We start from the raw sequence: 23,506 nt of genomic DNA, 5'->3' as shown, positions 1-23,506 counted from the left end.
CTCACGCCCCGATCCCGTAGAGCGAGTGCGTCCAGGAGAACTGGTCGTTGTTGACGTACCAGCTGTGCGACGCCCAGTTGTAGCGGTCGTTGGACGGCCACGGGTCGCCCCAGTAGACCCAGCTGTTGGAGTCGTCGTACCCGTAGAGGACGTGCATGTGGCCGCCGCCCGAGGCCCACTGGATGCGGGTCTCCACGGGGCGGTTGTTGCTGATCTCGTTCTGCACGGTCGAGTAGCGCAGCCAGCCCGACACGTACGAGCCGGAGTTGATGCCCGCCCAGTCGAGGGCATTCTGCACATTGCCCAGGGTGGCCTGGTTGTTGGGGCACGTCGTGCCCTGCTGCCGGTTGAAGGCGGCGTTGCAGAACTGGTTCTGGCTGTAGTTGCGCCCGAACCAGGTGGCGATGGTGTTGCCGGAGCCGGCCCAGCACCAGTTGGTCTTCTGCTGCGCCTGCATGGTGATGTCGAGCTGTTTCGCCGCACGCAGGGTGGTGTGGTCGCCGGTGGCTGCGCTGGCCGTGGTGGGGACGGCGAGCAGTGCCGCGGCGACGAGTGCGGCGACGGAGAGCCGTCTGCCGCGTATGCGGGTCTTTCCGGTCTCTTGCTGGTGTGCCGATGCACGGGACATGGACGTTCCTCCCGAGGCGGGGGGTTGTTACGGAGGAGCGCGTCCGGACGCTGATCAGGAGCATCGGGTGTTGTCAGTGCTCGGTCAACAGGTTTCAATGCTGGGTGAGCCGCCGGTGTGAACGACGCGTACCGGATGTGAACGGCGTGTGCCCGGCCAAGAGGATCACGACGGTCCGGGAGCCCGGTCCGCTCCCGCCGCCGGTGAATATTCACAGAGGGGCGAGCGATGGCACGGAGTGGCGCACCGGAGGACGCGGGCGGGGCCGAGCTGGCACAGGCCCTGCGCACCGGCCCGTTCCACCTGGCCCTGCGGACCGCCCTGACGGTGCGCGGGCTCGCCCTGCACCGGGTGCAGCACCGGCTCGCGCAGCGCGGCGTACGGGTCGGGGTGACGAGCCTCAGCTACTGGCAGCAGGGCGCGCGGCGGCCCCGACGGCCGGAGTCCCTGCGGGCGGTGAGGGTGCTGGAGGAGATTCTGGAACTGCCCCCGCACGCCCTGACCCGGCTGCTCGAACCACCGGAGCCGCGCACCGGGGCGGTACGGCCCGCCACCCGCTCGTACCGTTCCCTGGTCGAGGAGCCGCGCGCGCTGGAACGGCTGCTGGCGGAACTGGAGTCACCGTCCGACGGCGGGCTGCACACGGTCTGCCACCTGGAGCGGGTCCTGATCGGCGCCGGACGCGAACTCCGGGAGCGCGACTCGCAGCACGTCGTGCGCGCCCACCGGGACGGTGTGGACCGCTATGTGGCCATCCACCGCGGGGACTTCGGGTGCGACCCCGGGCAGGTGGCGGTCAGGGCCACGGAGAACTGCCGTGTCGGGCGCGTGCGGTGGCACGCGAAGGCGGGCGTCCTCGTCGCCGAACTGCTCTTCGACGCACGGCTGCGGGCCGGGGAGACCTACGTCTTCGGCTACGGCTTCGACGACGGCACCGCCGGACCGAGCAGCGAGTACGTCCGGGGGTTCAGCTTCGCGGGCGGGCAGTACGTCCTGCAGGTCCGCTTCGACAGCGCCGCGCTGCCGGTCCGCTGCCGCCGGTTCGCCCAGAGCTCCGCGGGGGCACCCCGCGCCGGCCAGCAGGAGCTGACACTGGCGGGACGGCACCGCGGGGTGCACCTGGTGGAACAAGGGGTACGTCCGGGCATCCTGGGGATCGCCTGGGACTGGTCATGAGGCCGGAACCGATCACGAAACCCGGACGGTCCGGTCCCGGTCCCGGGCGGGGACGGTCGGACGGTCGGACGGCCGACCGTGGGGCTCGGACGGGAGCGGCCGTGGGGCTCGGACGGGAGCGGCCGTGGGGCTCGGGCCGGAGCGGCCGCACTGCTCGGGCCGGACCGGCCGCGCGCCTCAGGCGGGAGTGGTCACGCGGCTCGGGCTGGAGCGGCCACGCGACTCAGGCGTCCGGGCCCGCGATCAGCTTGCCGTCGGCCAGCTTGACCTGGACGGCGGGCAGCGGGGCGCCGGCCGGGCCCTGCAGCACCTTTCCGGTGGTCGCCTCGAACTTGCTGCCGTGGCACGGGCAGCTGATCTTCCCGTCCTCGATCTTGTCGACGACGCAGCCCGCGTGCGTGCACACCGCGCTGAACGCCTTGTACTCCCCCTTGGCGGGCTGCGCGACGACCAGGCGCTGCTCCCGGTAGAGCCGGGCGCCACCGACCGGGACGTCGGCGGGGGCCCCGAGCTCCACCGGGGCCGTGGGGGTGGCCGGGCCCTTGGTACCGCCGCCGGAGCACGCCGTGACACCGAGCCCGGCGGCACCGGCCAGCGCGGCTCCCCGCAGCACGGTACGGCGAGACGTGGCAGAGGCCTCGGGGGCGGGGCTGGTCATGAGTGCTCCAACGGTGAACTGCGGATACGACGCGTCGACCCTACCGGCACCCCGTATTCCGTTTGCGGGCCCTCCGGGAACGGCGGCCGCATGACAGGCTGAGGCCCTTCCCAGAGAGGACGCCTTCGTGATCGTCGTAGCCGGTGAAGCCCTGATCGACCTTGTGCCCGCCGACGGCGGGAGCGGGGGCGGCGCACTGCCCCCGCTGCTCCCCCGGCGCGGCGGCGGCCCGTACAACACCGCTGTGGCGCTGGGGCGGTTGGGGTCTCCGGCCGCCTTCTGCTCGCGGGTGTCGGCGGACGGCTTCGGCGAGGCGCTGCTGGACGGGCTGCGGGCGGCTGGGGTCGACGTCTCGCTGGTGCGGCGCGGGCCGGAGCCGACGACGCTCGCGGTGGCCGACGTCGGCGCGGACGGCTCCGCGGGCTACGGCTTCTACGCGGAGGGCACCGCGGACCGGCTGTTCGAGCTCCCCGGGCCGCTGCCGGGGACGGTCTCGGCACTGTGCCTGGGCACGTGCTCGCTCGTACTGGAGCCGGGCGCGACCGCGTACGAGGCGCTGCTGCGCCGGGAGGCGGGGCGCGGGGTGTTCACACTCCTCGACCCCAACATCCGGGCCGGTCTGATCCCGGACGCGGACGCCTACCGCGCCCGGTTCCGCACCTGGCTGCCGCACGTCACGCTGCTGAAGCTGTCGGCGGAGGACGCTCGGTGGCTGGGCGGCGGCCCCGGGGAGTGGCTCGCGGCGGGACCCGCCGCGGTGGTCGTCACCCACGGGGCGGCGGGACTGTCCGTACACACCCGGGACGGTGCCCGGCACGCCGTGCCCGCGGCGGCGGTGGAGGTCGTGGACACGATCGGGGCGGGCGACACGGTGAACGCCGCGCTGCTGCACGGGCTGGCGGCATGCGGCGCGCTGTCGCCAGGGTCACTGGCCACGGTGGACTGGCCACACCTCCTGCGCTTCGCGGCCCGCGCGGCGGCACTCACGTGCACGCGCGCGGGAGCGGAACCGCCGTGGCCGGCGGATCTCCTCCCCTGACCGGGGCTCCGCCCCTCCCCTGACCGGGGCTCCGCCCCTCCCCTGACCGGGGCTCCGTCCCTCCCCTGACCGGGGCTCCGTCCCTCCCCTGACCGGGGCTCCGTCCCTCCCCTGACCGGGGCTCCGCCCCGGACCCCGAACCGCGCTGGCGCGCGGTGTCCTCAATCGCCGGACGGGCTGGATTCACGGACCGTGGCAGCGAGTCCGCAGCCTCGCCCACACCTTGCGGCCCGTCCGGGTAACAATTCAGCCCGTCCGGCGATTGAGGACGCGCCCGAAGGGCGCTCCCGCCGCAGGCGGCAACGGTGGGAAGCCGGGGCCCGGGGCGCGAGCCCCGGTTGCCCCTACGCGCGCCGCGCCCGAGCGGTGGCCTTCTTGGCCACCGTCTTCTTGGCCACCGCCTTCTTCGCGGCAGCCTTCTTCGCCGGCGCCTTGTTCGCCCGCGCCCCCGCCGGAGGCGAGTCGCTCACGCGATCCCCCAGCAGCTCCCGCAGGAACTTGCCCGTGTGGCTCTCCGGGACGGAGGCGACCGCCTCCGGCGTGCCCTCGGCGATGACGAGGCCGCCGCCGCTGCCGCCTTCCGGGCCCATGTCGACGACCCAGTCCGCCGTCTTGATCACATCGAGGTTGTGCTCGATGACGATGACACTGTTGCCCTTGTCGACCAGACCGGACAGCACGGAGATCAGCTTGCTGATGTCCTCGAAGTGCAGCCCGGTGGTGGGCTCGTCGAGCACATAGACGGTGCGGCCGGTCGAGCGCTTCTGCAGCTCGCTGGCGAGCTTCACCCGCTGCGCCTCACCGCCGGAGAGCGTCGGCGCGGACTGCCCGAGGCGGACGTACCCGAGCCCGACCTCGTGCAGGGTGCGCAGGTGCCGGGCGATGGTCGGCACGGCCTCGAAGAAGCCGAGAGCCTCCTCGATCGGCATGTCCAGCACCTCGGCGATGGACTTGCCCTTGTAGTGGACCTCCAGGGTCTCCCGGTTGTAGCGGGCGCCGTGGCAGACCTCGCACGGCACGTACACGTCCGGCAGGAAGTTCATCTCGATCTTGATGGTGCCGTCGCCGGAGCAGTTCTCGCAGCGGCCGCCCTTGACGTTGAAGGAGAAGCGGCCGGGCAGATAGCCGCGGACCTTCGCCTCCATCGTCTCCGCGAAGAGTTTGCGGACGTGGTCGAAGACCCCGGTGTACGTCGCGGGGTTGGAGCGCGGCGTACGGCCGATGGGCGACTGGTCGACGTGGACGACCTTGTCGACGAGCGCGTCGCCGTCCACGCGCGTGTGCCGTCCGGGGACGGCCCTCGCGCCGTTCAGCTCGCGGGCGAGGTGGGTGTAGAGGATGTCGTTGACCAGCGTGGACTTGCCCGAGCCGGAGACACCGGTGACGGCCGTCAGCACGCCGAGCGGGAAGGACACGTCGATGTCCTGGAGGTTGTTCTCCCGGGCCCCGCGCACCGTCAGCTGCCGGTCCAGGTCCACCGGGCGGCGCTCGAAGGGCGTGGCGATGGCCTTCTTGCCGGACAGGTACTGCCCGGTCATCGACTCCTTGTTGCGCAGCAGCTCCTTGAGGGGACCGCTGTGCACCACCTTGCCGCCGTGCTCGCCCGCTCCCGGGCCGATGTCCACCACCCAGTCGGCGACCTTGATGGTGTCCTCGTCGTGCTCGACGACGATCAGGGTGTTGCCCATGTCCCGCAGGCGGACGAGGGTTTCGATGAGGCGGTGGTTGTCGCGCTGGTGCAGGCCGATGGACGGCTCGTCCAGGACGTAGAGGACGCCGACGAGGCCGGAGCCGATCTGGGTGGCAAGCCGGATGCGCTGGGCCTCGCCGCCGGAGAGGGTGCCCGCGGCGCGGTTGAGCGAGAGGTAGTCCAGGCCGACGTCGACCAGGAACCGCAGCCGCTCGTTGACCTCCTTGAGGACCCGCTCGGCGATCTTCTTCTCGCGGCCGGTGAGCTTCATGTCCCGCAGGAAGTCGGCGCATTCGCTGATCGACATCGCGGCGACCTCGGCGATGGACCGCCCCTGCACGGTGACCGCGAGGACGATCGGCTTGAGCCGGGTGCCCTCGCAGGTGGGGCAGGGCACCTCGCGCATATAGCCCTCGAAGCGCTCCCGGCTGGAGTCGCTCTCCGCCTCGGAGTGCCGCCGCTTGACGAACGGCACCGCGCCCTCGAAGGCCGTGGTGTAGGCGCGCTCACGGCCGTAGCGGTTGCGGTAGCGCACCTCGATCTGCGTCTTGTGGCCGTTGAGGAGCGCCTTCCTGGCCCGCAGCGGCAGCCCCGCCCAGGGGATGTCCGTGCGGAAGCCGAGCTCGTCGGCCAGCGCGCCGACGAGGCGGCTGAAGTAGTCCTTGGTGTGGCCGTGCGACCAGGGGTTGATCGCGCCCTCGTCCAGGGACTTGTCCTCGTCGGGGACGATCAGCTCCGGGTCGACCTCCATCCGGGTGCCGATGCCGGTGCAGTCCGGGCAGGCGCCGAAGGGGGAGTTGAAGGAGAAGGAGCGCGGCTCCAGCTCCTCGAACGACAGGTCGTCGTACGGGCAGTAGAGGTGCTCGGAGTACATCCGCTCGCGCTCGGGGTCGTCGGCGGCGAGGTCGACGAAGTCGAGGATCACCATGCCGCCGGAGAGACCGAGCGCGGTCTCGACCGAGTCGGTGAGCCGGCGCTTGGCGCTGTCCTTGACGGTGAGGCGGTCGACGACCACCTCGATGGTGTGCTTCTCCTGCTTCTTGAGCTTGGGCGGCTCGGAGAGCTGGATCGTCTCGCCGTCGACGCGGGCCCTGCTGTAGCCCTTGGCCTGGAGGTCGGCGAAGAGGTCGACGAACTCCCCCTTGCGCTCGCGCACCAGCGGGGACAGCACCTGGAAGCGGCTGCCCTCGGGCAGCTCCAGCACCTTGTCGACGATGGCCTGCGGCGACTGGCGGGAGATGGGCCTGCCGCACTCGGGGCAGTGCGGCTTGCCGATCCGCGCGAAGAGCAGGCGGAGGTAGTCGTAGACCTCGGTGATGGTGCCGACCGTGGAACGCGGGTTGCGCGAGGTCGACTTCTGGTCGATGGAGACGGCCGGGGACAGACCCTCGATGAAGTCCACATCGGGCTTGTCCATCTGCCCCAGGAACTGCCGTGCGTAGGAGGAGAGCGACTCGACGTAGCGACGCTGCCCCTCGGCGAAGATCGTGTCGAACGCGAGGGACGACTTGCCCGACCCGGAGAGCCCCGTGAACACGATGAGGGAGTCGCGCGGGAGGTCGAGCGAGACGTTCTTGAGGTTGTGCTCGCGAGCGCCACGGACGATGAGACGGTCAGCCACGCCGGTCGGCACCTTTCTTGAGAACGATGGGATGCGTCGCACCCCCGACCCAGGGTATGGGGGGCGCGACGCGGATGTCGGATGCGATGCCACACACGAGCCTATAGCACGCACATTCGAATAATGGCCGGAGTCGATGGACTTCACCCGGACGAGTGGCGGCGCTATCGTCGCCGCATGATTGATCATGTGCACGACCTGGCATCTGTACGTGAGGCAACCAGCCGACTCCTCACCTCGGCCGGGAAACTGGACAACGGCGCGGTCTCCGAAGCGTCACGCCTTCCCGGCTGGACCCGCGGCCACCTGCTGGCCCACCTCGCCCGCAACGCCGACGCCCTGGCCAACGTCCTCCACGGCCGGCCCATGTACGCGAGCGCCGAGGCCCGCGACCAGGACATCGAGAACGGCGCCCCCCGGCCCCTGGACGTCCAGCTCACCGACCTCCGCGAGAGCGCCGCCCGCTTCCTGGCCGCCGTCGAGGCCGACCCCGGCGCCGACTGGACCCGTACCGTCACCCTGCGCAACGGCGTGACCGACACGGCCTCCGCCGTGCCCTTCCGCCGCCTGATCGAGCTCGAACTGCACCACGTCGACCTGGACATCGGCTACGAGCTGGCGGACCTCCCGGAGGAGTTCACCGGCCGCCAGATCACCTACCTCGCGAAGCGCTTCTCCGGCGGCGCCGGACTGCCGCCCGTCACCGTGACGGCGACCGACGGCCGCCAGTGGCACACGGGCGGCACGGAGGGCCCGGCGGTCACCGTCACGGGCACCGCCCCCGCCCTGCTCGGCTGGCTCGCGGGCCGCGGCGACAAGGGGGCGGGCCTGGACACCGGCGGAGCCCCGCTCCCGGCACTCCCCCCGCTGTAGATCGTCGGAAGGAATAGGCTGAAGCCATGACGTACAGCGGAGCGGTGAAGGTCGGCGGCCCGGCGGATGTGCACGAGCTGACCGACCTGATGATCTCGAAGGTCGCGGTCGGGGCGATGAACAACAACGCCTATCTGCTGCGCTGCCGCGCGACGGACGAGCAGTTGCTGATCGACGCCGCCGCCGAGCCGCACACCCTGCTCTCCCTGATCGGGGACAGCGGCATCGCCTCGGTCGTCACGACCCACCGGCACGGCGACCACTGGCAGGCGCTGCGCGAGGTCGTGGACGCCACCGGCGCCCGCACCTACGCGGGCCGCCACGACGCCGAGGGCATCCCCGTGCCGACGGACGTACCGGTCGAGGACGGCGACACGATCCGCGTCGGCCGCGTCGAGCTCACCGCACGCCACCTCGTCGGCCACACCCCGGGCAGCATCGCCCTGGTCTACGACGACCCGCACGGCCACCCGCACCTGTTCACCGGCGACTGCCTCTTCCCGGGCGGCGTCGGCAACACCCACGGCGACCCGAAGGCGTTCGCGCGCCTCCTCGACGACGTCGGGACCAAGCTCTTCGGGCAGCTCCCGGACGAGACCTGGGTCTACCCGGGGCACGGCGCCGACACCACGCTCGGCGCCGAGCGCCCGCACCTCGCGGAGTGGCGCGAACGCGGCTGGTGACACCGGCGCGGCAGCCGCACGGCGACCCGCGCGGGAACACGACCGGTAAGGACCGTCGGCCATGGCCGACGGTCCTTACTCTTTCCCCGGCTCCCGGCCCCCGATTCCCCGGCCCCCCACAGGCCGGACCCCGTTGCGCGGCACGTCACGGCGCGGCTCCGCCGGCCTCCCCGCGCGCCCCCGGCCGCACCCCCGTACGCCCCGTTGCCTGCCGCGTCCGTGGGAAGTTGTGTCCTCCATGCAACGCGACCGTTCCCCGGACGACCGACCACCGGCCATGTTCCGCCTGGCAGCCGCGTCCCTGGCAGGCACCGCCATCGAGTTCTACGACTTCTTCGCCTACGGCACCGCGGCGGCCCTCGTTCTCGGGCCGCTGTACTTCCCCACGGTCTCCCCGCTCGTCGGCACACTCGCGGCCTTCGGCACCTTCGGCGCCGGGTTCGTCGCCCGCCCGCTCGGTTCCGTGTTCTTCGGGCACATCGGCGACCGGCGGGGCCGCCGCCCCGTCCTCATCATGTCCCTGCTGCTCACCGGCCTCGCGACCGTCGCGGTCGGCCTCGTTCCCGGCTACGGCAGCATCGGCGTCGCCGCGCCGTGCCTGCTGGTCGTGCTGCGGTTCGCCCAGGGCTTCGGGCTGGGCGGCGAGTGGGGCGGCGCGGTGCTGCTGACCGCCGAGCACGCCCCCGCGGGCAGGCGCGCCCTATGGGCGAGCGTGCCCCAGATCGGCCCGCCCGTGGGCTTCCTCCTCGCCAACGGTCTGACGCTCACGCTGTCGGCCACGCTCTCCGACGCGGATTTCCTGTCGTGGGGCTGGCGGGTCCCGTTCTGGTTCGCCGGTGTGCTGGCGGTCGGCGGGCTGCTGCTGCGCGTCCGGCTGTCCGAGACCCCGCAGTTCCGTGCGCTGGCGGACCGCGGCGACCGGGCGGAGCTGCCCTTCGCCGAGGTCGTGCGCGACCACTGGCGGCTCGTCCTGCTCACCGCGGGCGGGCTGACCGTCGCGTACGCCGTCTACTACACGATCACCACGTGGTCCCTCGCGTACGCCACCGACCGGCTCGGCGTCGACCGGACCGTCATGCTCGGCTGCATCATGGCGGCGGTCAGCGTGTCGGGGGTGGTCACCCCGGTGTTCGCCCTCCTGGGCGACCGTTACGGGCGCCGCCCGCTGTGCCTCGCGGGCTGCCTCGCCGTGGCGCTGTGGATGGTCCCGCTGATCGCCCTGCTGTACACGGGGCGGCCGGTGTGGATGGTGCTCGGCTTCGTGGTCGCGACGCTGGCGTTCACGGCCATGTTCGCCGTCATCGCGGCCTATCTCCCCGAGCTGTACGAGCCCCGGGTGCGCTGCACGGGCGCGGCCGTGGGCTACAACCTCGCCGGGGTGCTGGGCGGCGCCGTCACCCCGCTCGTCGCGACGGCGGTGGCCCGCGGCGAGGGCCCGCCCTGGGGGGTGGCGGCCTATCTGACCGCCCTCGCGCTGCTCAGCCTGGGCTGTTTCGCGCTGCTGCCGGAGACGCGCCCGGCGACCGGCCCGGAGCCGGTCGCCGAGGGCGCGCCCGCCTGACGGGAGCGGGCGGGCCGCCGGGGCTCAGACCCGCGCGGCGTCGTCGCCGGCGGCGACGGCCTCGGCGGCCGCCTGCTTCTTCGAGGCGCGGAGGCTGGTGACCGTGGTGACGACCAGCACCGCGCAGATGACGCCGAGCGAGACCGGGATGCTGATCTCGGGGACCCCGACGCCGTTCTCGTGCAGCGCGTGCAGCACGAGCTTGACGCCGATGAAGCCGAGGATCACCGACAGGCCGTACGAGAGGTGGACCAGCTTCTTCAGCAGCCCGCCGATCAGGAAGTACAGCTGCCGCAGGCCCATGAGGGCGAAGGCGTTGGCCGTGAAGACGATGTACGGGTCCTGGGTGAGGCCGAAGATCGCCGGGATGGAGTCGAGGGCGAAGAGCACGTCGGTGGTGCCGATCGCCAGCATGACGATGAGCATCGGCGTCAGCAGGCGCTTGCCGTTCTCGACGACGAACAGCTTGGTGCCGTGGTAGCGGTCGGTCGAGGGGAAGCGCTTCTCGACCATCTTGAGGAAGCGGTTCTCCTCGAACTCCTCCTCTTCCTCATCGGCCCGCGCCTCCTGGATGAGCTTCCAGGCGGTCCAGATGAGGAAGGCGCCGAAGATGTAGAAGACCCAGGAGAAGTTGGCGATGATCGCCGCGCCGGCGCCGATGAAGACGGCGCGCAGGACGAGGGCGATGAGCACGCCGACCATGAGGACGCGCTGCTGGTAGATCGTCGGCACCGCGAACTTCGCCATGATCAGGACGAAGACGAAGAGGTTGTCGACGCTCAGCGACTTCTCGGTGATGAAGCCCGCGAAGAACTCGCCCGCCGGCTGTCCGCCGCCGAAGACCAGCAGTCCGAGCCCGAACAGCCCGGCCAGGGCCACCCAGACGACCGTCCAGATCCCGGCTTCCTTGAGGGAGACCTCGTGCGGTTTACGGCCGCCGATGAAGAAGTCGGCGGCCACGAGGGCGCACAGACCGAGAATGGTCAGCACCCACAGGGTCAAGGAGACGTCCACTCGTCCTCCGGCATGTCGTACGGCAACTGGTCAGCGTCGTCGCTGCCGGAGGAGCCCACGGGCGCACCGCGGTCCGCCTCCGTACCAAAAACAGTACAGGAAACCCCAAGTAACGGTAAAGAAAACACCAAAAGTGCAGGTCAGATGTCGTATGCCTGACGTGCTTGGCCCACCCGCCGGAGCACCTGCCGCAGCACGTCGCTCCCCTGCGGCACCCTCGACGGCTCGTACGTCCAGGCGTGCCCGACCCACGGGTCGGCGAGGTGGTCGTCGGTGACCGGGGGGACCCTCAGCAGGGCGCGCCACAGCGGGTCGAGCACCGGTCCGTACGCCCGCGCGTCGGCACGGTCGGCGACCATCATCAGGTGCACCCCGACGGACGGCCCCTCGTCCACGAGGTAGCGCAGTTGAGTCACGGCCCGGTCGTCGAAACCGTGCGGGAAGTCGTTGACGAGCAGCAGTTGCTCCCCGGTGTCGAGGTCGGGCGGGAGGGAGTCCGTGGCGCCGCTGCGGACCGCCATCTGCACCAGGTCGACGTGCCGCGTCAGCCGGTCCAGCAGCGCGGACACGCCCTTGGCCCCGGCGGCGGGCGGCTCGCGCAGCGCCCCGGACCGCAGCAGCGGCGCGAGCGCCTCCCCGGCCGCCCCCGCCGGGTCGACGACGTGCACCGTGAAGTCGCCGACCGGGTGGACGGCCAGCAGCCGGGCGGCATGGGCGACCGCGGTGTCCATCGCGAGCCCGCGCAGCTCCGCCGCGTCCACCGGGCCGGCCCCCGGGCCGCCGGACGGCCGTCCGCTGTCGATCCACAGCCCGCGCTCCAGCGGCAGCCGCACCAGCAGCGGAATCCGCAGCTCCGGGCGCTCCGGCAGGTGCAGATCGCCCAGGCGCAGCGCCATGGGCCGCTCCAGCGGGATCTGGTACCCGTGCCAGGCGGGGCTGTCCCAGCGGGCGAAGGCGGGCGGCAGGGCGTGCTCGACGACCTCGGACTCCGCCTCCAGCCGGTCGAGATCCCGGTCGAGGACGGTGCGGGCCCGCCCGACCAGGTCGTCCCGCCTGGCATGCGCCTCCGCGCCGGCGGCCTCCGCACCGGGGCCGACGCGGTTCCGCGGGTCGGAGAGCACCTCGTCCAGCTCGCGCTCCAGGCGGGACTCCGCGAAGTCGGCCGCGCTCCGGTACGCGGCCGCGGAACGGGCCAGATCCTCGAACATGCCCCAGACCTGGTTGTAGAGCCGCTCGTCCATCGTCCAGCCGGTGGCGTCACCGGCCACGGGCGGCGCGGGCCGGTCCGGCTCCGGCGCTTCCGCCTGGGGTTCCGCCCGCTGTTCCGCCCGCGGTTCCATGGGCGGAAGGGCGGCGGCCGGTCCGGGCGCCCGGGTCCGGCCGGGGTGCAGATAGCTGACGGGGCCGCCGGGGGACGTGGGCGGCGGGCCGGCCGCGGCCGGTGCCGTACGGGCTCCGCCGTCACCGTGCTCGGGCGCCGGCGGCCGGGTCGTGCTCTTCGTGACGGCCGCGTTGATCGCGGCCGCCGTCGCCGCCGCGCCCTCCAGCCCCTGGTCGCGCAGCATCGCGACGAGGCCGCCCGCGTAACCCTGGCCGACGGCGCGCACCTTCCAGGCGCCCTGCCTGCGGTACAGCTCCAGGGCGACGACCGCCGACTCGGCGTCGAGGCCGGTGATGGTGTAGCCCGCGATGCCGGTGCCGTCCGGCCCGGTGACGGCGACGGACGGGGCGGCCACGGCGCCGAAGCGGTCCGGGCCGTCCACGCCGTCCGGAAGGGCGAGCAGCACGTTGACGCGGTGCACGGACTCCGGGAGGGCCGCCAGGTCGACGGCCAGCCGATGGTCGGCGGCCGCCCGCCGGGGCACCTCCAGGCCGGGCAGCAGGGGCGAGGCGGGGTGCGCGACGCTCTCCGCGCCCGCCACCCTGCCGTCGGCGCCGCCGAGCGTGGCGCCCGCCACGACCGCGACGGCCGCCGAGACCCGGATCTCCAGCCGGCTGTCCGGCAGTGGATGGTTCTGGCCCCGCACCAGCTCGGCGGTCATGCGCTCGCTTCCCCCTCGTGAAGGTGTGCCCCGGGCCCGGCGGCTCCCCGCGGACCCGGCAGGATCACAGGCTCGGCAGGATCGCCGGCATGAGGTCCTGGAAGGTCCGGCCGTTGGACGGCGTACCGATCGCGGTCATCTGCCAGCCCGCGCCCGCGCGGTGCACCTTGGCCATGATCTGCGCGGTGTACGGGCCGCCGCCGTCGAGGGTGTAGCGCGCCAGTTCCTGGCCGGTGGTCTCGTCGACCAGGCGGCAGAACGCGTTCTTCACCTCGGCGAAGGTCTGGCCGGTGAACGAGTTCACCGTGAACACGATCTGGTCGACGTGCACGGGAACGCGCTGGAGGTCGACGAGGATCGCCTCGTCGTCGCCGCCCTGGCCCGCGCCGCCGACGAGGTTGTCCCCGGTGTGCCGGACCGAGCCGTCGTCGCTGACCAGATGACGGAAGAAGACGACGTCCACCGGCTGGTCACCGGCGAAGAGCACCGCCGAGGCGTCGAGGTCGATCTCCTTGGTGCGCGACCCGAACAGTCCGCGGCGGGGAGCGGACTGCCAGCCCAGCCCCATCCGCACCGCGGTCAGGGTGCCCCCGTCGGCCTTCTGCAGGCTGATGCCCTGACCCTTGGACAAGTTGACTGTCACGCGCAGTCCCTTCTCGTGACGTTCGTTCCCCGTGGCCGCGCGTCCGCACGGCCTCCACGACCGACCCTAAGCAGAGCCGCGGACGCCTCCCGCACCCGGGCGGGCTTTTGTGGCGGTCCTGCGACAATCCACCCCACCCGCCCCCGGGCCCGGTACGGTGCCCGCCGTCAGGCGAGCCCGGCCTCCTTCATCTGCCGCAGCTCCTTCTTCAGTTCGCCCACCTCGTCGCGCAGCCGGGCGGCGATCTCGAACTGGAGCTCCGCGGCGGCGGCCCGCATACGGTCCGTCATCTCCTCGATCTGCTCGGCGAGTTCGGCGGCGGGGCGGTCCGTCGCCACCACGGCCTTGGCCTTGGTCTTCCCCTTGCCCTTCGCACCGGCCTTGCCCGAGGACGCCGCGGGGACCGGGGCCCTGCCCTTCTTCTGGTCCTTGCGGTACTCCGTGCCCAGCAGTTCCTGGGTGTCGATCTCCTCCCGGGCGAGGGAGGCCACGATGTCGCCGATCTTCTTCCGCAGCGGCTGCGGGTCGATGCCCCGCTCCTTGTTGTACGCGACCTGCTTCTCGCGGCGGCGGTTGGTCTCCTCGATGGCCTTCTCCATCGCCGGGGTGACCCGGTCCGCGTACATGTGGACCTGGCCGGAGACGTTGCGCGCGGCACGGCCGATGGTCTGGATCAGCGAGGTCCCCGACCGGAGGAAGCCCTCCTTGTCGGCGTCGAGGATGGCGACCAGCGACACCTCCGGCAGGTCGAGACCCTCACGCAGCAGGTTGATGCCGACCAGGACGTCGTACTCGCCGGCACGCAGCTCCCGGAGCAGTTCGACGCGGCGCAGCGTGTCGACGTCGCTGTGCAGATAGCGCACCTGGATGCCCAGCTCCAGGAAGTAGTCGGTGAGGTCCTCCGCCATCTTCTTGGTGAGGGTGGTGACCAGGACGCGCTCGTCCTTCTCGGTACGCTTGCGGATCTCGTGCACCAGGTCGTCGATCTGCCCCTCGGTCGGCTTGACGACGACCTCGGGGTCGACCAGGCCGGTGGGGCGGATGATCTGCTCGACGAAGCCGTCGGAGCGCGACAGCTCGTACTTCCCGGGCGTCGCCGAGAGGTAGACGGTCTGCCCGATGCGCTCCACGAACTCCTCCCACTTCAGCGGCCGGTTGTCCATGGCCGACGGCAGCCGGAAGCCGTGCTCGACGAGCGTGCGCTTGCGGGAGGCGTCCCCCTCGTACATCGCGCCGATCTGCGGGACGGTGACGTGCGACTCGTCGATGACGAGGAGGAAGTCCTCGGGGAAGTAGTCGAGCAGGGTGTTGGGCGGGGAGCCGGGCTCGCGGTCGTCCATGTGCAGCGAGTAGTTCTCGATGCCGGAGCAGGAGCCGATCTGCCGCATCATCTCGATGTCGTACGTGGTGCGCATCCGGAGCCGCTGCGCCTCCAGGAGCTTGCCCTGCTTCTCCATGCGGGCGAGGGTCTCGTCCAGCTCGCGCTCGATCCCCGCGATGGCCTTCTCCATGCGCTCGGCGCCGGCGATGTAGTGGCTGGCGGGGAAGACGTACAGCTCCCGGTCGTCGGAGATGACCTCGCCGGTGAGCGGGTGGAGCGTGGAGAGTGCCTCGATCTCGTCGCCGAACATCTCGATCCGGACGGCGAGTTCCTCGTAGACCGGGAAGATCTCGATCGTGTCGCCGCGCACCCGGAAGGTGCCGCGGGTGAAGGCCAGGTCGTTGCGGGTGTACTGGATCTCCACGAAGCGGCGCAGCAGCTGGTCCCGGTCGATCTCCTCGCCGACCTTGAGGGGCACCATCCGGTCGACGTACTCCTGCGGCGTACCGAGGCCGTAGATGCAGGACACCGAGGCGACGACGACCACGTCACGCCGGGTGAGCAGCGAGTTCGTCGCCGAGTGGCGGAGCCGCTCGACCTCCTCGTTGATCGAGGAGTCCTTCTCGATGTAGGTGTCCGACTGGGGGACGTACGCCTCGGGCTGGTAGTAGTCGTAGTACGAGACGAAGTACTCGACCGCGTTGTTCGGCAGGAGCTCGCGGAACTCGTTCGCGAGCTGGGCCGCGAGGGTCTTGTTGGGCGCCATCACCAGGGTCGGCCGCTGGAGCTTCTCGATCATCCACGCGGTGGTCGCCGACTTGCCGGTGCCGGTCGCGCCGAGCAGGACGACATCCTTCTCGCCCGCGCGGATGCGCCGCTCCAGGTCGGCGATGGCCGTCGGCTGGTCACCACTGGGCTGGAAGGGGCTGACGACCTCGAAAGGCGCCACCTTGCGTTCGATCTTCGATACGGGCCGCATGGCACCACCGTACGGCGCACCACTGACAACGGCCGCCCGCCGGCGCCGCCACCCGCTTTCCCGGGCCGGCGGGCGGCGCGGAACGGTATGGGGGACCGTGGAGCCTGTGTACCTGCCCCGGCATGATCGCGTATTCGTTGGCTGTCCGCACCGTCCCGTACGCCGGGGGCCGGCCCGCCGCCGCGCGCCCGCGGGGACCGGTGACCCATGCCGCGAGGAGCCCGTATGCGCGTCCGTTCCGTCCCTGCCGTGACCGGTGTGTTCCTCGGGCTGGCGGCGCTCCTGCTCGCGACGACGCCCGCGCGGGCCGACGAGGGGGCCCGGGTGCCCGTCACCATCGGTCACCGGGGCGTCCCTGTGCGGGCCCCGGAGAACACCCTGGCCTCGATCGACCGGGCCGCCGGGCTCGGCGTCCGCTGGGTGGAGAACGACGTCCAGCGCACCAAGGACGGGGCCCTGGTCGTCGTGCACGACACCACGCTGGAGCGCACGACCGACGTCAGACGGCGCTTCCCGGGCCGCGCGCCCTGGAAGGTCGCGGACTTCACCCTCGCCGAGATCGAGAAACTCGACGCGGGGAGCTGGTTCGACCGCCGGTTCGCCGGGGAGCGGGTGCCGACGCTCGGGCGCTACCTCGGCCGGGTCGACCACAACCACCAGCGGCTGCTGCTGGAGGTCAAGGCCCCCGAGCTCTATCCGGGCATCGAACGGCAGCTGGTCGCCGAGCTGCGGCGCGCCGGGTGGCTCGACGCGCCGCACGTCCGGAACGGCCTGGTCGTCCAGAGCTTCAGCGTGGGCTCCCTGCGCACGTTCCACGGACTGCGCCCGGACGTGAAGACGGGCTTCCTGGGCGCGCCGAGAGCCGGGCAGCTGCGCGCGTACGCGGCGTTCGCCGACCAGATCAACCCGAGCCAGCGGGGCGTCACCGCCGCCTGGGTCCGCGCCGTGCACGCGGTTCGGGGACCGCACGGGAGGCCGCTGGAGGTCTCCGCGTGGACCGTCGACGACGGCGACCGGGCCGTCGCGCTCGCCCGGATGGGAGTGGACGCCGTCATCAGCAACGCCCCGCAGGTCGTCGAGGCCGCGCTGGCCGACGAGGAGGACTACGCGACGCCGGGGCTGCCGCTCTCCTTCCTGGGCACCCTGGACTTCCTCTGAGCGGGCCCGGCGAGGTCGGCGGAGCGCTTGGCGCCCCTGCCCGCGAGCCATGGAGATGGCGTGAAACGCCCGTGGCCCGTGTGACGCGAACGCCCTAGGCTGGACGGCGTGACGGACGTGGAGCGGCCGGGCCCGCAGCCCGGAGCACGGGACTGGGCCTGGACGACGGTGGAGGTCTCCATCGGCCCCCTGGGCCTCGCGGCGACGGCGGACGGACTCCTCGAAGTCGACTTCCGTGCCGACGGGAAGCGGGCGGCGGAGACCGTCGACCGGCTCACCCGCCGCCTCGGCACCGGCCCCGCGCCCGGCCCCTCCCGCGCGCACGACCTCCTCGCCGAGGCGTCCGCCGAGCTGGAGGCGTACTTCGCGGGCCGCCGGGAGACCTTCTCCGTCCCCCTGGACTGGTCGCTGACCTCCGGATTCAACCGGCGCGTGCTGCGCGAACTGGCCGACCGCGTCCCGTACGGCAAGGTCGTCAGCTATCAGGACCTCGCCGACCGCGTCGGCGAACCCGGTGCCGCGCGTGCCGTGGGCACGGCGATGGGCAGCAACCCCCTGCCGGTCGTGGTGCCGTGCCACCGCGTCATCGAGAGCAACGGCGGCCTGGGCGGATTCGGCAGTGGTCTGGAGATCAAACGGGCTCTGCTGTCCCTCGAAGGAGTGCTTCCCGAACCGCTCTTCTAGCCACCGCCGGGCGGCCGCTACGTCTTCGCGGCCGCCCGCTCCGGCACCTCCCACCGCGGCGGCGACGGGTGGATGCTGGTAGCAGGAGATGTTGTGCGATGCGTACCGGCAATGAACCCATGACCGCCCGGAGCCCGCTGCGGCTGCGGTGCGGGCTCGCCGCGTGGGGGCTCGCGTGGGCGATCGGCGGGACGGTGCTGTTCGTCCTGGCCGGGCACCCGGGGTGGGCGATCGCCTGCGGGGTGCTCGTCGTCATGACGGCCGTCGATCTCGCGGTGGTCATCCGGCGGATACGGCAGGGACCGCACTTCCAGCCGGGCCGGGACGTGCCACCGTACGAACCGGTGCGACGCGACCGCAGGCCGTAACGGGCCGGCTCGCCACCGGGAGGCCGCAGTCCGCGCCGGAGATCCCGGCGAGCTCGCCGACGATCCGGAGCGATACCGGGAGCGCTCCGCTGGAAGTGCGGTTATTCGGCTGCGGGCCGTCGGTGGCCGGTCGCGCCCACGCGGCGGAGCCGCAGATCGACGCTTCCCCGCGCCCCTTTGGGACGCGGGGAACGGCGGTCACGGCGTTTGCTCGTTCCGGGCGGCGAGGAGACGGCGGGCCTCGGCCATGTGCCGCTCGCGGTCGGCGGCGGGCATCCGGCGCCATTCGGCATGGGCGGCCCGCACCCGTTCGGTGAGCGCGGTGGCGTACGGGCCGACGCGCAGGGCTTCCCGGAGGCCGGTCCGGCCGGAGAGGATGTCGCGCGCCATTTCCTGGAGCACTTCCCCCGCGCCGCCTTTCGCCATGGCCTGGAGGGCCTCGCGAACGGCGCGCGCCTGCGCCCGGTCGCGGCCGGGGGTCAGGAATTCCTCGTAGCCGACTTCCCGTTCACCCACGCTGTTCACCCATGTCCTGTCGCCCCCGACCGGATCGCCGCGTGGCCGGGATAGGCGGGCGGCTGCGGAAAGCCTTGCAGTACGCTCGCCAATTCGGCGCCGACGTCCGCCAATTGCCCGTACACGGCGTCGATCCTCAATTGCAGCGTGTTGACCGTCTCGGTCACCTCGGCCCAGAGTTCGCAGATCCGCAGGACCTCGGTGGCCGCCAGGCCGTAGCCGACGCCCGCGCCCCAGCCCGTCCACGCCGTGGCCGAACCGGCCGCCCAGGCGATCGCGGCGGTCGCCGCGGCATCGCCGATCAGGCCCATGAGCTGGGCCACGGCCTCGCCCGTCAGGGAGACGCCGTGGGCCGCCACCAGATACTCCCGGTGCATGCACTCCAGCGAACTCTTGATGTCGCGGAGCCGTCCGCAAAGAGAGGTGAAATAGGCGGCCGCGGCGGTGCCGCCCTCGCCCTGCCACGCCTCGCCCAGCGCGCGGTTGCCGGACTCGACATTGGTCGCGAGTCCCTCGCAGAACGCGGCGAGACGGTCCCAGGTCTCGGCACTCCGCGCGTAGGCCTCCCAGTCCCCGGCGAAGTATTTCCTGCCTTCCTCCAAAGGGTCGAAGGAAAGCGCGAAATCCAGCACCTCGGACACCCAGAACGACGGGCTGATCAGATCCCCGGCGTCATTGAGCGTGTCGATCGGGGAGGCGAAACCCTCGGGTTCGCGCGGGGGCTTCAGCTGATCGGTGGGCCGCACCACGTCCTTGAAATCCGCGGCCTTGAAGCCCACGTCCTTGAAATCCGCGGCCTTGAAATCCGCGCCGCCGTCCGTCACTGCCGCGCCTTCAGCTCGGCGGCACGCATACGGGAAGCCTCCCGCAGGTCCGACGCCCGGTAATGGCCAGCCGAGGCGTCGACGTCGTCGGCCGACGCCCGCAGGGAGGTTTCGAGCCGCTCCATGGCGGTCGTCACGGTGTCGGCCAGCTCGCCGTGCAGGTCGATGATCCGCGTCAGCAGGCCCTGTTCCGCGGCCGTGACGGTGCCGTACCGCCGTACGTAGCCGCGCGCCTCGGCGGTGTCGTCCGCGGCCCGGCGCAGCAGGTCCGCGAAGTCGTGCAGTGCCGTCGCGGGTACAGATAACACCATGTGGAGGGTTCGCTTCCGTCGCCGGTGGTCAACGCGGCCGCATGCTAGCGCAGTCACGGACCCCGCCGCGGAACTCCCTCACCCGAAAGGGGAGTTGTCCTCCTACCCGGCCGACCGCTCCCGCAGCCGGGCCCAGACCTTCTCGGCCTGGGGGGCCAGCGCCTCCAGCGGGCCGTCGTTGTCGATGACGAAGTCGGCCACGGCCAGGCGCTGTTCGCGCGTCGCCTGCGCGGCCATCCGCGCGTGCGCCTCCTCGGGCCGCATGCCGCGCAGCCGTACGAGCCGGTCGAGGCGGGTCTCCGTGCCGGCGTCGACGACGACGACCAGGTCGTAGAGGGGCGCCAGGCCGTTCTCGACGAGGAGGGGCACATCGTGGACGACGACCGCGTCGGGTGCGGCCGCCGCCGACAGCTCGGCGGAGCGTGCCCGCACGAGCGGGTGGACGATGGCGTTGAGGGCGGCGAGCCGGTCCGGGTCGGCGAAGACCAGCGAGCCCAGCCGGGCCCGGTCGAGCGCGCCCTCGGGCGTCAGGATCCCGTCCCCGAACTCGGCGACGACCGCCGCCAGCCCCGGCGTGTCCGGCTCGACCACTTCCCGCGCGATCCGGTCGGAGTCCACGACCACCGCCCCGTACGAGGCGAACAGCCGTGACACCTCGCTCTTGCCCGCGCCGATTCCACCCGTGAGACCCACCGTCACCATGGACCCCACGGTAGCGGGCGGTGGTTCAGTGGCCGCCGTCGCCCTCCCGGTCGGCGAGGAAGCGCTCGAATTCGGCGCCGAGTTCATCGGCCGACGGCAGCTCGACGGGCTCGGCGACGAGGTTGCCGCGCGTCTCCGAACCGGCCACCGCGTCGTACTGGTGCTCAAGACCGCGCACCAGGGCGACGAGCTCCTCGTCCCCCTCGGCGATCTGCCGCTCGATCTCCTCCTGCGTGCGCAGCGCCTCGGTGCGCAGCGCGTGCGCGGTGTTCGGCAGGACGAGGCCCGTGGCCGCGGTGATCGCCTCCAGGGCGGTCAGGGCGGCGTCGGGGTACGGCGAGCGGGCCACGTAGTGCGGGACGTGCGTGGCGACGCCGAGGACGTCGTGGCCCGCCTCGGCGAGCCGGTACTCGACGAGCGCCTCGGCGCTGCCGGGCACCTGCGCCTCGTCGAAGTAGCCGCGGTGACCGGGCATCAGGTCGATGCGGTTGCCGTGCGGGGTGATGCCGACCGGCCGGGTGTGCGGCACGCCCATGGGGATGCCGTGGAAGTTGACGGACAGCCGTACGCCGAGCCGCTCCACCAACTGCCGTACGGCGGCGGCGAAGCGCTCCCACTCCACGTCCGGCTCGGGGCCGGAGAGCAGCAGGAAGGGGGCCCCGGTGGCGTCCTGCACCAGCCGCAGCTCGATCTTCGGGGCCTCGTAGGCGCTCCAGCGGTCGCGCTGGAAGGTGAGCAGGGGGCGGCGTGCCCGGTAGTCGACGAGCCGGTCGTGGTCGAAGCGGGCGACGACCTGGTGCGGCAGGCCGTCCAGCAGCCGGTCGACGATCAGTTCGCCGGTCTCGCCCGCGTCGATGTAACCGTCGAAGTGGTAGAGCATGACCAGGCCCGCCGAGTCCTGGGCCAGAGCCAGGTCGGCTACGGCGAGCCCCTTGGGCTCCCATTCGTACAAACCCTGCGGATCCAACACAGTGACCGCTCCTCCTCATGTTCCGTACGGGGGAACGTCCATGGCGGCCCGGCTCATTCCCGGCGGCCGCATCACGACACAGTACGGACACACTCCGCGGGGCCGTGCGGGCATGAGGAAGGCCCGCTCCCCCGGAGGGGAACGGGCCTTCCTCAGTCAGCTGTCAGCTGTCAGCTGTCGGTCGGAGCCTCAGCTCTGGCCGCCGGCCAGCTTCTCGCGGAGCGCGGCGAGCGCCTCGTCCGACGCCAGGGCGCCGGAGTTGTCGGCCGACTCCGAGGAGTACGAGCCGCCGGAGACGGTGCCACCGGTGGAGGCGGCGGCCGGAGCGGCAGCGCCCTCGGCAGCGGCCTGCTCGTCGGCCTCGCGGGACTTGATGACCTGCGCCTGGTGCTGCTCGAAGCGCTGCTGCGCCTCGGCGTACTGGCGCTCCCACTCCTCGCGCTGCTTCTCGTAGCCCTCGAGCCAGTCGTTGGCCTCGGGGTCGAAGCCCTCGGGGTAGATGTAGTTGCCCTGGTCGTCGTAGGACGCGGCCATGCCGTACAGGGTCGGGTCGAACTCGACCACGGACGGGTCGGCACCGAAGGACTCGTTGGCCTGCTTCAGCGAGAGGCTGATGCGACGGCGCTCGAGGTCGATGTCGATGACCTTGACGAAGATCTCGTCGTTGACCTGGACGACCTGCTCCGGGATCTCCACGTGGCGCTCGGCCAGCTCGGAGATGTGCACCAGGCCCTCGATGCCCTCGTCGACGCGGACGAACGCACCGAACGGAACGAGCTTGGTGACCTTACCCGGGACGACCTGACCGATCTGGTGGGTCCGGGCGAACTGCTGCCACGGGTCTTCCTGCGTCGCCTTGAGGGACAGGGAGACGCGCTCGCGGTCCATGTCGACGTCGAGGACCTCGACGGTGACTTCCTGGCCGACCTCGACAACCTCGGACGGGTGGTCGATGTGCTTCCAGGACAGCTCGGAGACGTGGACGAGACCGTCGACGCCGCCCAGGTCCACGAAGGCACCGAAGTTGACGATGGAGGAGACGACGCCGGAGCGCACCTGACCCTTCTGCAGGGTGGTGAGGAAGGTCTGACGGACCTCGCTCTGGGTCTGCTCCAGCCAGGCACGGCGGGACAGGACCACGTTGTTGCGGTTCTTGTCCAGCTCGATGATCTTGGCCTCGAGCTCCTTGCCCACGTAGGGCTGGAGGTCGCGGACACGACGCATCTCGACCAGGGAGGCCGGGAGGAAGCCGCGGAGGCCGATGTCGAGGATGAGACCACCCTTGACGACCTCGATGACGGTACCGGTGACGATCCCGTCCTCTTCCTTGATCTTCTCGATGGTGCCCCAGGCGCGCTCGTACTGGGCGCGCTTCTTCGAGAGGATCAGGCGGCCTTCCTTGTCCTCCTTCTGGAGAACCAGGGCCTCGATCTCGTCGCCGACCTTGACGACCTCGTTCGGGTCGACGTCGTGCTTGATCGAGAGCTCGCGGGAGGGGATGACACCCTCGGTCTTGTAACCGATGTCGAGCAGGACCTCGTCCCGGTCGACCTTCACGATGACGCCGTCGACGATGTCGCCGTCGTTGAAGTACTTGATCGTCTCGTCGATCGCGGCGAGGAAGGCTTCCTCGTTACCGATGTCGTTGACCGCAACCTGCGGGGTGGTGGCGGTGGTCTCGGTGCTGCTCGTCATGTGGGTAAAGGCTCCGGTACGGACAGTGAGTCGTAGGTACTGCTACGCCGAGAACCCGTATCGCACCGCCGAAGCCGGACAGCCTTGGAGGCGCACCTTCCGAAAGCCCCAGAAGGTCCGAAGACCCCTGAAGGCTCCCGAAGAAGATCGAAAGCGCCTCGACAACCGAGGGGACATACAACAAGTGCGAGCGCGACCTGCTATGTCTGAGGAGCGCAGGCCCGCAGCGCAACTTGTAGCATACGGGGGCAGCGAGGCACGGTCAATGCGCGAAGACGCCCAGCCGGGACGAAACCCTCATATCGGGCACAACTTCTGTTTTGCGAGGCCACGAGGGCCCCGCCGCACCC

Annotated in this window: 21 protein-coding genes; 8 read left to right on the top strand and 13 right to left on the bottom strand. The window is 71.6% G+C overall.

Annotated features, from left to right (window positions below; translation table 11 throughout):
• Position 1 precedes the first annotated feature (1 nt).
• The gene (locus ACWD4A_RS03285) at positions 2–628 is read right to left on the bottom strand and encodes a papain-like cysteine protease family protein (RefSeq protein WP_451188776.1); all 627 of its coding nucleotides are present in this window, start codon (positions 626–628) and stop codon (positions 2–4) included.
• Between the two features lie 228 nt (positions 629–856).
• Here ACWD4A_RS03285 and ACWD4A_RS03280 point away from each other — a divergent pair, with 228 nt between their 5' ends.
• Complete coding sequence (locus ACWD4A_RS03280; RefSeq protein WP_451188773.1) at positions 857–1,804, top strand: hypothetical protein; 948 nt, start codon at positions 857–859, stop codon at positions 1,802–1,804.
• A gap of 223 nt (positions 1,805–2,027) precedes the next feature.
• Here the strand turns inward: ACWD4A_RS03280 and ACWD4A_RS03275 are convergent, their stop codons facing one another.
• A complete protein-coding gene (locus ACWD4A_RS03275) occupies positions 2,028–2,462 on the bottom strand; it encodes a Rieske (2Fe-2S) protein (protein WP_451188770.1) in 435 nt (144 codons plus the stop codon).
• Between the two features lie 127 nt (positions 2,463–2,589).
• Between ACWD4A_RS03275 and ACWD4A_RS03270 the strand changes: the two genes are divergently transcribed.
• Positions 2,590–3,501 (top strand): carbohydrate kinase family protein, encoded by a 912-nt coding sequence (locus ACWD4A_RS03270; RefSeq protein WP_451188767.1) that lies wholly within the window; start codon positions 2,590–2,592, stop codon positions 3,499–3,501.
• Between the two features lie 344 nt (positions 3,502–3,845).
• Here ACWD4A_RS03270 and uvrA read toward each other — a convergent pair whose 3' ends face one another.
• Positions 3,846–6,812 carry an excinuclease ABC subunit UvrA gene (gene uvrA / locus ACWD4A_RS03265; protein WP_451188764.1) on the bottom strand — a complete coding sequence of 989 codons (2,967 nt, stop codon included), beginning with the start codon at positions 6,810–6,812 and terminating at the stop codon, positions 3,846–3,848.
• A 177-nt stretch (positions 6,813–6,989) separates the two neighbouring features.
• On the opposite strand from uvrA, the gene ACWD4A_RS03260 reads away from it, so the two are divergent.
• The 3 genes from ACWD4A_RS03260 (at position 6,990) to ACWD4A_RS03250 (ending at position 9,929) form a co-directional block, all read left to right on the top strand.
• A complete protein-coding gene (locus ACWD4A_RS03260; RefSeq protein WP_451188761.1) occupies positions 6,990–7,685 on the top strand; it encodes a maleylpyruvate isomerase family mycothiol-dependent enzyme in 696 nt (231 codons plus the stop codon).
• Positions 7,686–7,711: 26 nt separating this feature from the next.
• Positions 7,712–8,368 carry an MBL fold metallo-hydrolase gene (locus ACWD4A_RS03255; protein WP_451188758.1) on the top strand — a complete coding sequence of 219 codons (657 nt, stop codon included), beginning with the start codon at positions 7,712–7,714 and terminating at the stop codon, positions 8,366–8,368.
• 277 nt (positions 8,369–8,645) lie between these two features.
• Positions 8,646–9,929, top strand: a complete 1,284-nt coding sequence (locus ACWD4A_RS03250) for an MFS transporter (protein WP_451188932.1) — start codon at positions 8,646–8,648, stop codon at positions 9,927–9,929.
• Positions 9,930–9,953: 24 nt separating this feature from the next.
• Here ACWD4A_RS03250 and ACWD4A_RS03245 read toward each other — a convergent pair whose 3' ends face one another.
• The 4 genes from ACWD4A_RS03245 to uvrB all read right to left on the bottom strand — a co-directional run bounded on the left by ACWD4A_RS03245 (position 9,954) and on the right by uvrB (position 15,928).
• Positions 9,954–10,943, bottom strand: a complete 990-nt coding sequence (locus tag ACWD4A_RS03245) for a TerC family protein (RefSeq protein ID WP_451188755.1) — start codon at positions 10,941–10,943, stop codon at positions 9,954–9,956.
• Between the two features lie 140 nt (positions 10,944–11,083).
• Positions 11,084–12,985: a TerD family protein gene (locus ACWD4A_RS03240; RefSeq protein WP_451188752.1), complete on the bottom strand. Its 1,902-nt coding sequence runs from the start codon at positions 12,983–12,985 to the stop codon at positions 11,084–11,086.
• 64 nt (positions 12,986–13,049) lie between these two features.
• A complete protein-coding gene (locus ACWD4A_RS03235; RefSeq protein ID WP_451188749.1) occupies positions 13,050–13,628 on the bottom strand; it encodes a TerD family protein in 579 nt (192 codons plus the stop codon).
• 167 nt (positions 13,629–13,795) lie between these two features.
• Positions 13,796–15,928 carry an excinuclease ABC subunit UvrB gene (gene uvrB / locus ACWD4A_RS03230; RefSeq protein WP_451188746.1) on the bottom strand — a complete coding sequence of 711 codons (2,133 nt, stop codon included), beginning with the start codon at positions 15,926–15,928 and terminating at the stop codon, positions 13,796–13,798.
• Between the two features lie 225 nt (positions 15,929–16,153).
• Here uvrB and ACWD4A_RS03225 point away from each other — a divergent pair, with 225 nt between their 5' ends.
• The 3 genes from ACWD4A_RS03225 (at position 16,154) to ACWD4A_RS03215 (ending at position 18,138) form a co-directional block, all read left to right on the top strand.
• The gene (locus ACWD4A_RS03225) at positions 16,154–17,086 is read left to right on the top strand and encodes a glycerophosphodiester phosphodiesterase (RefSeq protein ID WP_451188742.1); all 933 of its coding nucleotides are present in this window, start codon (positions 16,154–16,156) and stop codon (positions 17,084–17,086) included.
• A gap of 117 nt (positions 17,087–17,203) precedes the next feature.
• A complete protein-coding gene (locus ACWD4A_RS03220) occupies positions 17,204–17,770 on the top strand; it encodes a methylated-DNA--[protein]-cysteine S-methyltransferase (RefSeq protein WP_451188929.1) in 567 nt (188 codons plus the stop codon).
• 98 nt (positions 17,771–17,868) lie between these two features.
• Positions 17,869–18,138, top strand: a complete 270-nt coding sequence (locus tag ACWD4A_RS03215; RefSeq protein ID WP_451188739.1) for a DUF6343 family protein — start codon at positions 17,869–17,871, stop codon at positions 18,136–18,138.
• Positions 18,139–18,336: 198 nt separating this feature from the next.
• Here the strand turns inward: ACWD4A_RS03215 and ACWD4A_RS03210 are convergent, their stop codons facing one another.
• From ACWD4A_RS03210 to rpsA, 6 genes are all read right to left on the bottom strand, one after another.
• On the bottom strand, positions 18,337–18,654 hold the full coding sequence (locus tag ACWD4A_RS03210) for a hypothetical protein (RefSeq protein ID WP_451188736.1): 318 nt from the start codon (positions 18,652–18,654) through the stop codon (positions 18,337–18,339).
• Positions 18,655–18,659: 5 nt separating this feature from the next.
• Entirely contained in the window at positions 18,660–19,478 is an 819-nt protein-coding gene (locus ACWD4A_RS03205; RefSeq protein WP_451188733.1) for a hypothetical protein, read from the bottom strand.
• Positions 19,475–19,789 (bottom strand): hypothetical protein, encoded by a 315-nt coding sequence (locus ACWD4A_RS03200; RefSeq protein WP_451188730.1) that lies wholly within the window; start codon positions 19,787–19,789, stop codon positions 19,475–19,477. Before ACWD4A_RS03200 ends, ACWD4A_RS03205 begins: the two co-directional genes overlap by 4 nt.
• A gap of 102 nt (positions 19,790–19,891) precedes the next feature.
• Positions 19,892–20,491, bottom strand: a complete 600-nt coding sequence (gene coaE / locus ACWD4A_RS03195) for a dephospho-CoA kinase (protein WP_451188727.1) — start codon at positions 20,489–20,491, stop codon at positions 19,892–19,894.
• Positions 20,492–20,516: 25 nt separating this feature from the next.
• Positions 20,517–21,461 (bottom strand): PAC2 family protein, encoded by a 945-nt coding sequence (locus tag ACWD4A_RS03190; protein WP_451188724.1) that lies wholly within the window; start codon positions 21,459–21,461, stop codon positions 20,517–20,519.
• Between the two features lie 189 nt (positions 21,462–21,650).
• Positions 21,651–23,156: a 30S ribosomal protein S1 gene (gene rpsA / locus ACWD4A_RS03185; protein WP_451188721.1), complete on the bottom strand. Its 1,506-nt coding sequence runs from the start codon at positions 23,154–23,156 to the stop codon at positions 21,651–21,653.
• Positions 23,157–23,506 lie beyond the last annotated feature (350 nt).

Source organism: Streptomyces sp. NPDC002537 (assembly GCF_053594975.1).
The sequence above is the reverse complement of the archived record's forward strand: the minus strand, read 5'-3'. Positions and strand labels throughout refer to the sequence as shown.

Excerpts from the sequence above, each read along its gene's own strand:
- ACWD4A_RS03285 (WP_451188776.1), bottom strand. The coding sequence starts at position 628 with ATGTCCCGTGCATCGGCACACCAGCAAGAGACCGGAAAGACCCGCATA.
- ACWD4A_RS03280 (WP_451188773.1), top strand. The coding sequence starts at position 857 with ATGGCACGGAGTGGCGCACCGGAGGACGCGGGCGGGGCCGAGCTGGCA.
- ACWD4A_RS03275 (WP_451188770.1), bottom strand. The coding sequence starts at position 2,462 with ATGACCAGCCCCGCCCCCGAGGCCTCTGCCACGTCTCGCCGTACCGTG.
- ACWD4A_RS03260 (WP_451188761.1), top strand. The coding sequence starts at position 6,990 with ATGATTGATCATGTGCACGACCTGGCATCTGTACGTGAGGCAACCAGC.
- ACWD4A_RS03255 (WP_451188758.1), top strand. The coding sequence starts at position 7,712 with ATGACGTACAGCGGAGCGGTGAAGGTCGGCGGCCCGGCGGATGTGCAC.
- ACWD4A_RS03250 (WP_451188932.1), top strand. The coding sequence starts at position 8,646 with ATGTTCCGCCTGGCAGCCGCGTCCCTGGCAGGCACCGCCATCGAGTTC.
- ACWD4A_RS03240 (WP_451188752.1), bottom strand. The coding sequence starts at position 12,985 with ATGACCGCCGAGCTGGTGCGGGGCCAGAACCATCCACTGCCGGACAGC.
- uvrB (WP_451188746.1), bottom strand. The coding sequence starts at position 15,928 with ATGCGGCCCGTATCGAAGATCGAACGCAAGGTGGCGCCTTTCGAGGTC.
- ACWD4A_RS03225 (WP_451188742.1), top strand. The coding sequence starts at position 16,154 with ATGCGCGTCCGTTCCGTCCCTGCCGTGACCGGTGTGTTCCTCGGGCTG.
- ACWD4A_RS03215 (WP_451188739.1), top strand. The coding sequence starts at position 17,869 with ATGCGTACCGGCAATGAACCCATGACCGCCCGGAGCCCGCTGCGGCTG.
- ACWD4A_RS03200 (WP_451188730.1), bottom strand. The coding sequence starts at position 19,789 with ATGGTGTTATCTGTACCCGCGACGGCACTGCACGACTTCGCGGACCTG.
- coaE (WP_451188727.1), bottom strand. The coding sequence starts at position 20,491 with ATGGTGACGGTGGGTCTCACGGGTGGAATCGGCGCGGGCAAGAGCGAG.
- rpsA (WP_451188721.1), bottom strand. The coding sequence starts at position 23,156 with ATGACGAGCAGCACCGAGACCACCGCCACCACCCCGCAGGTTGCGGTC.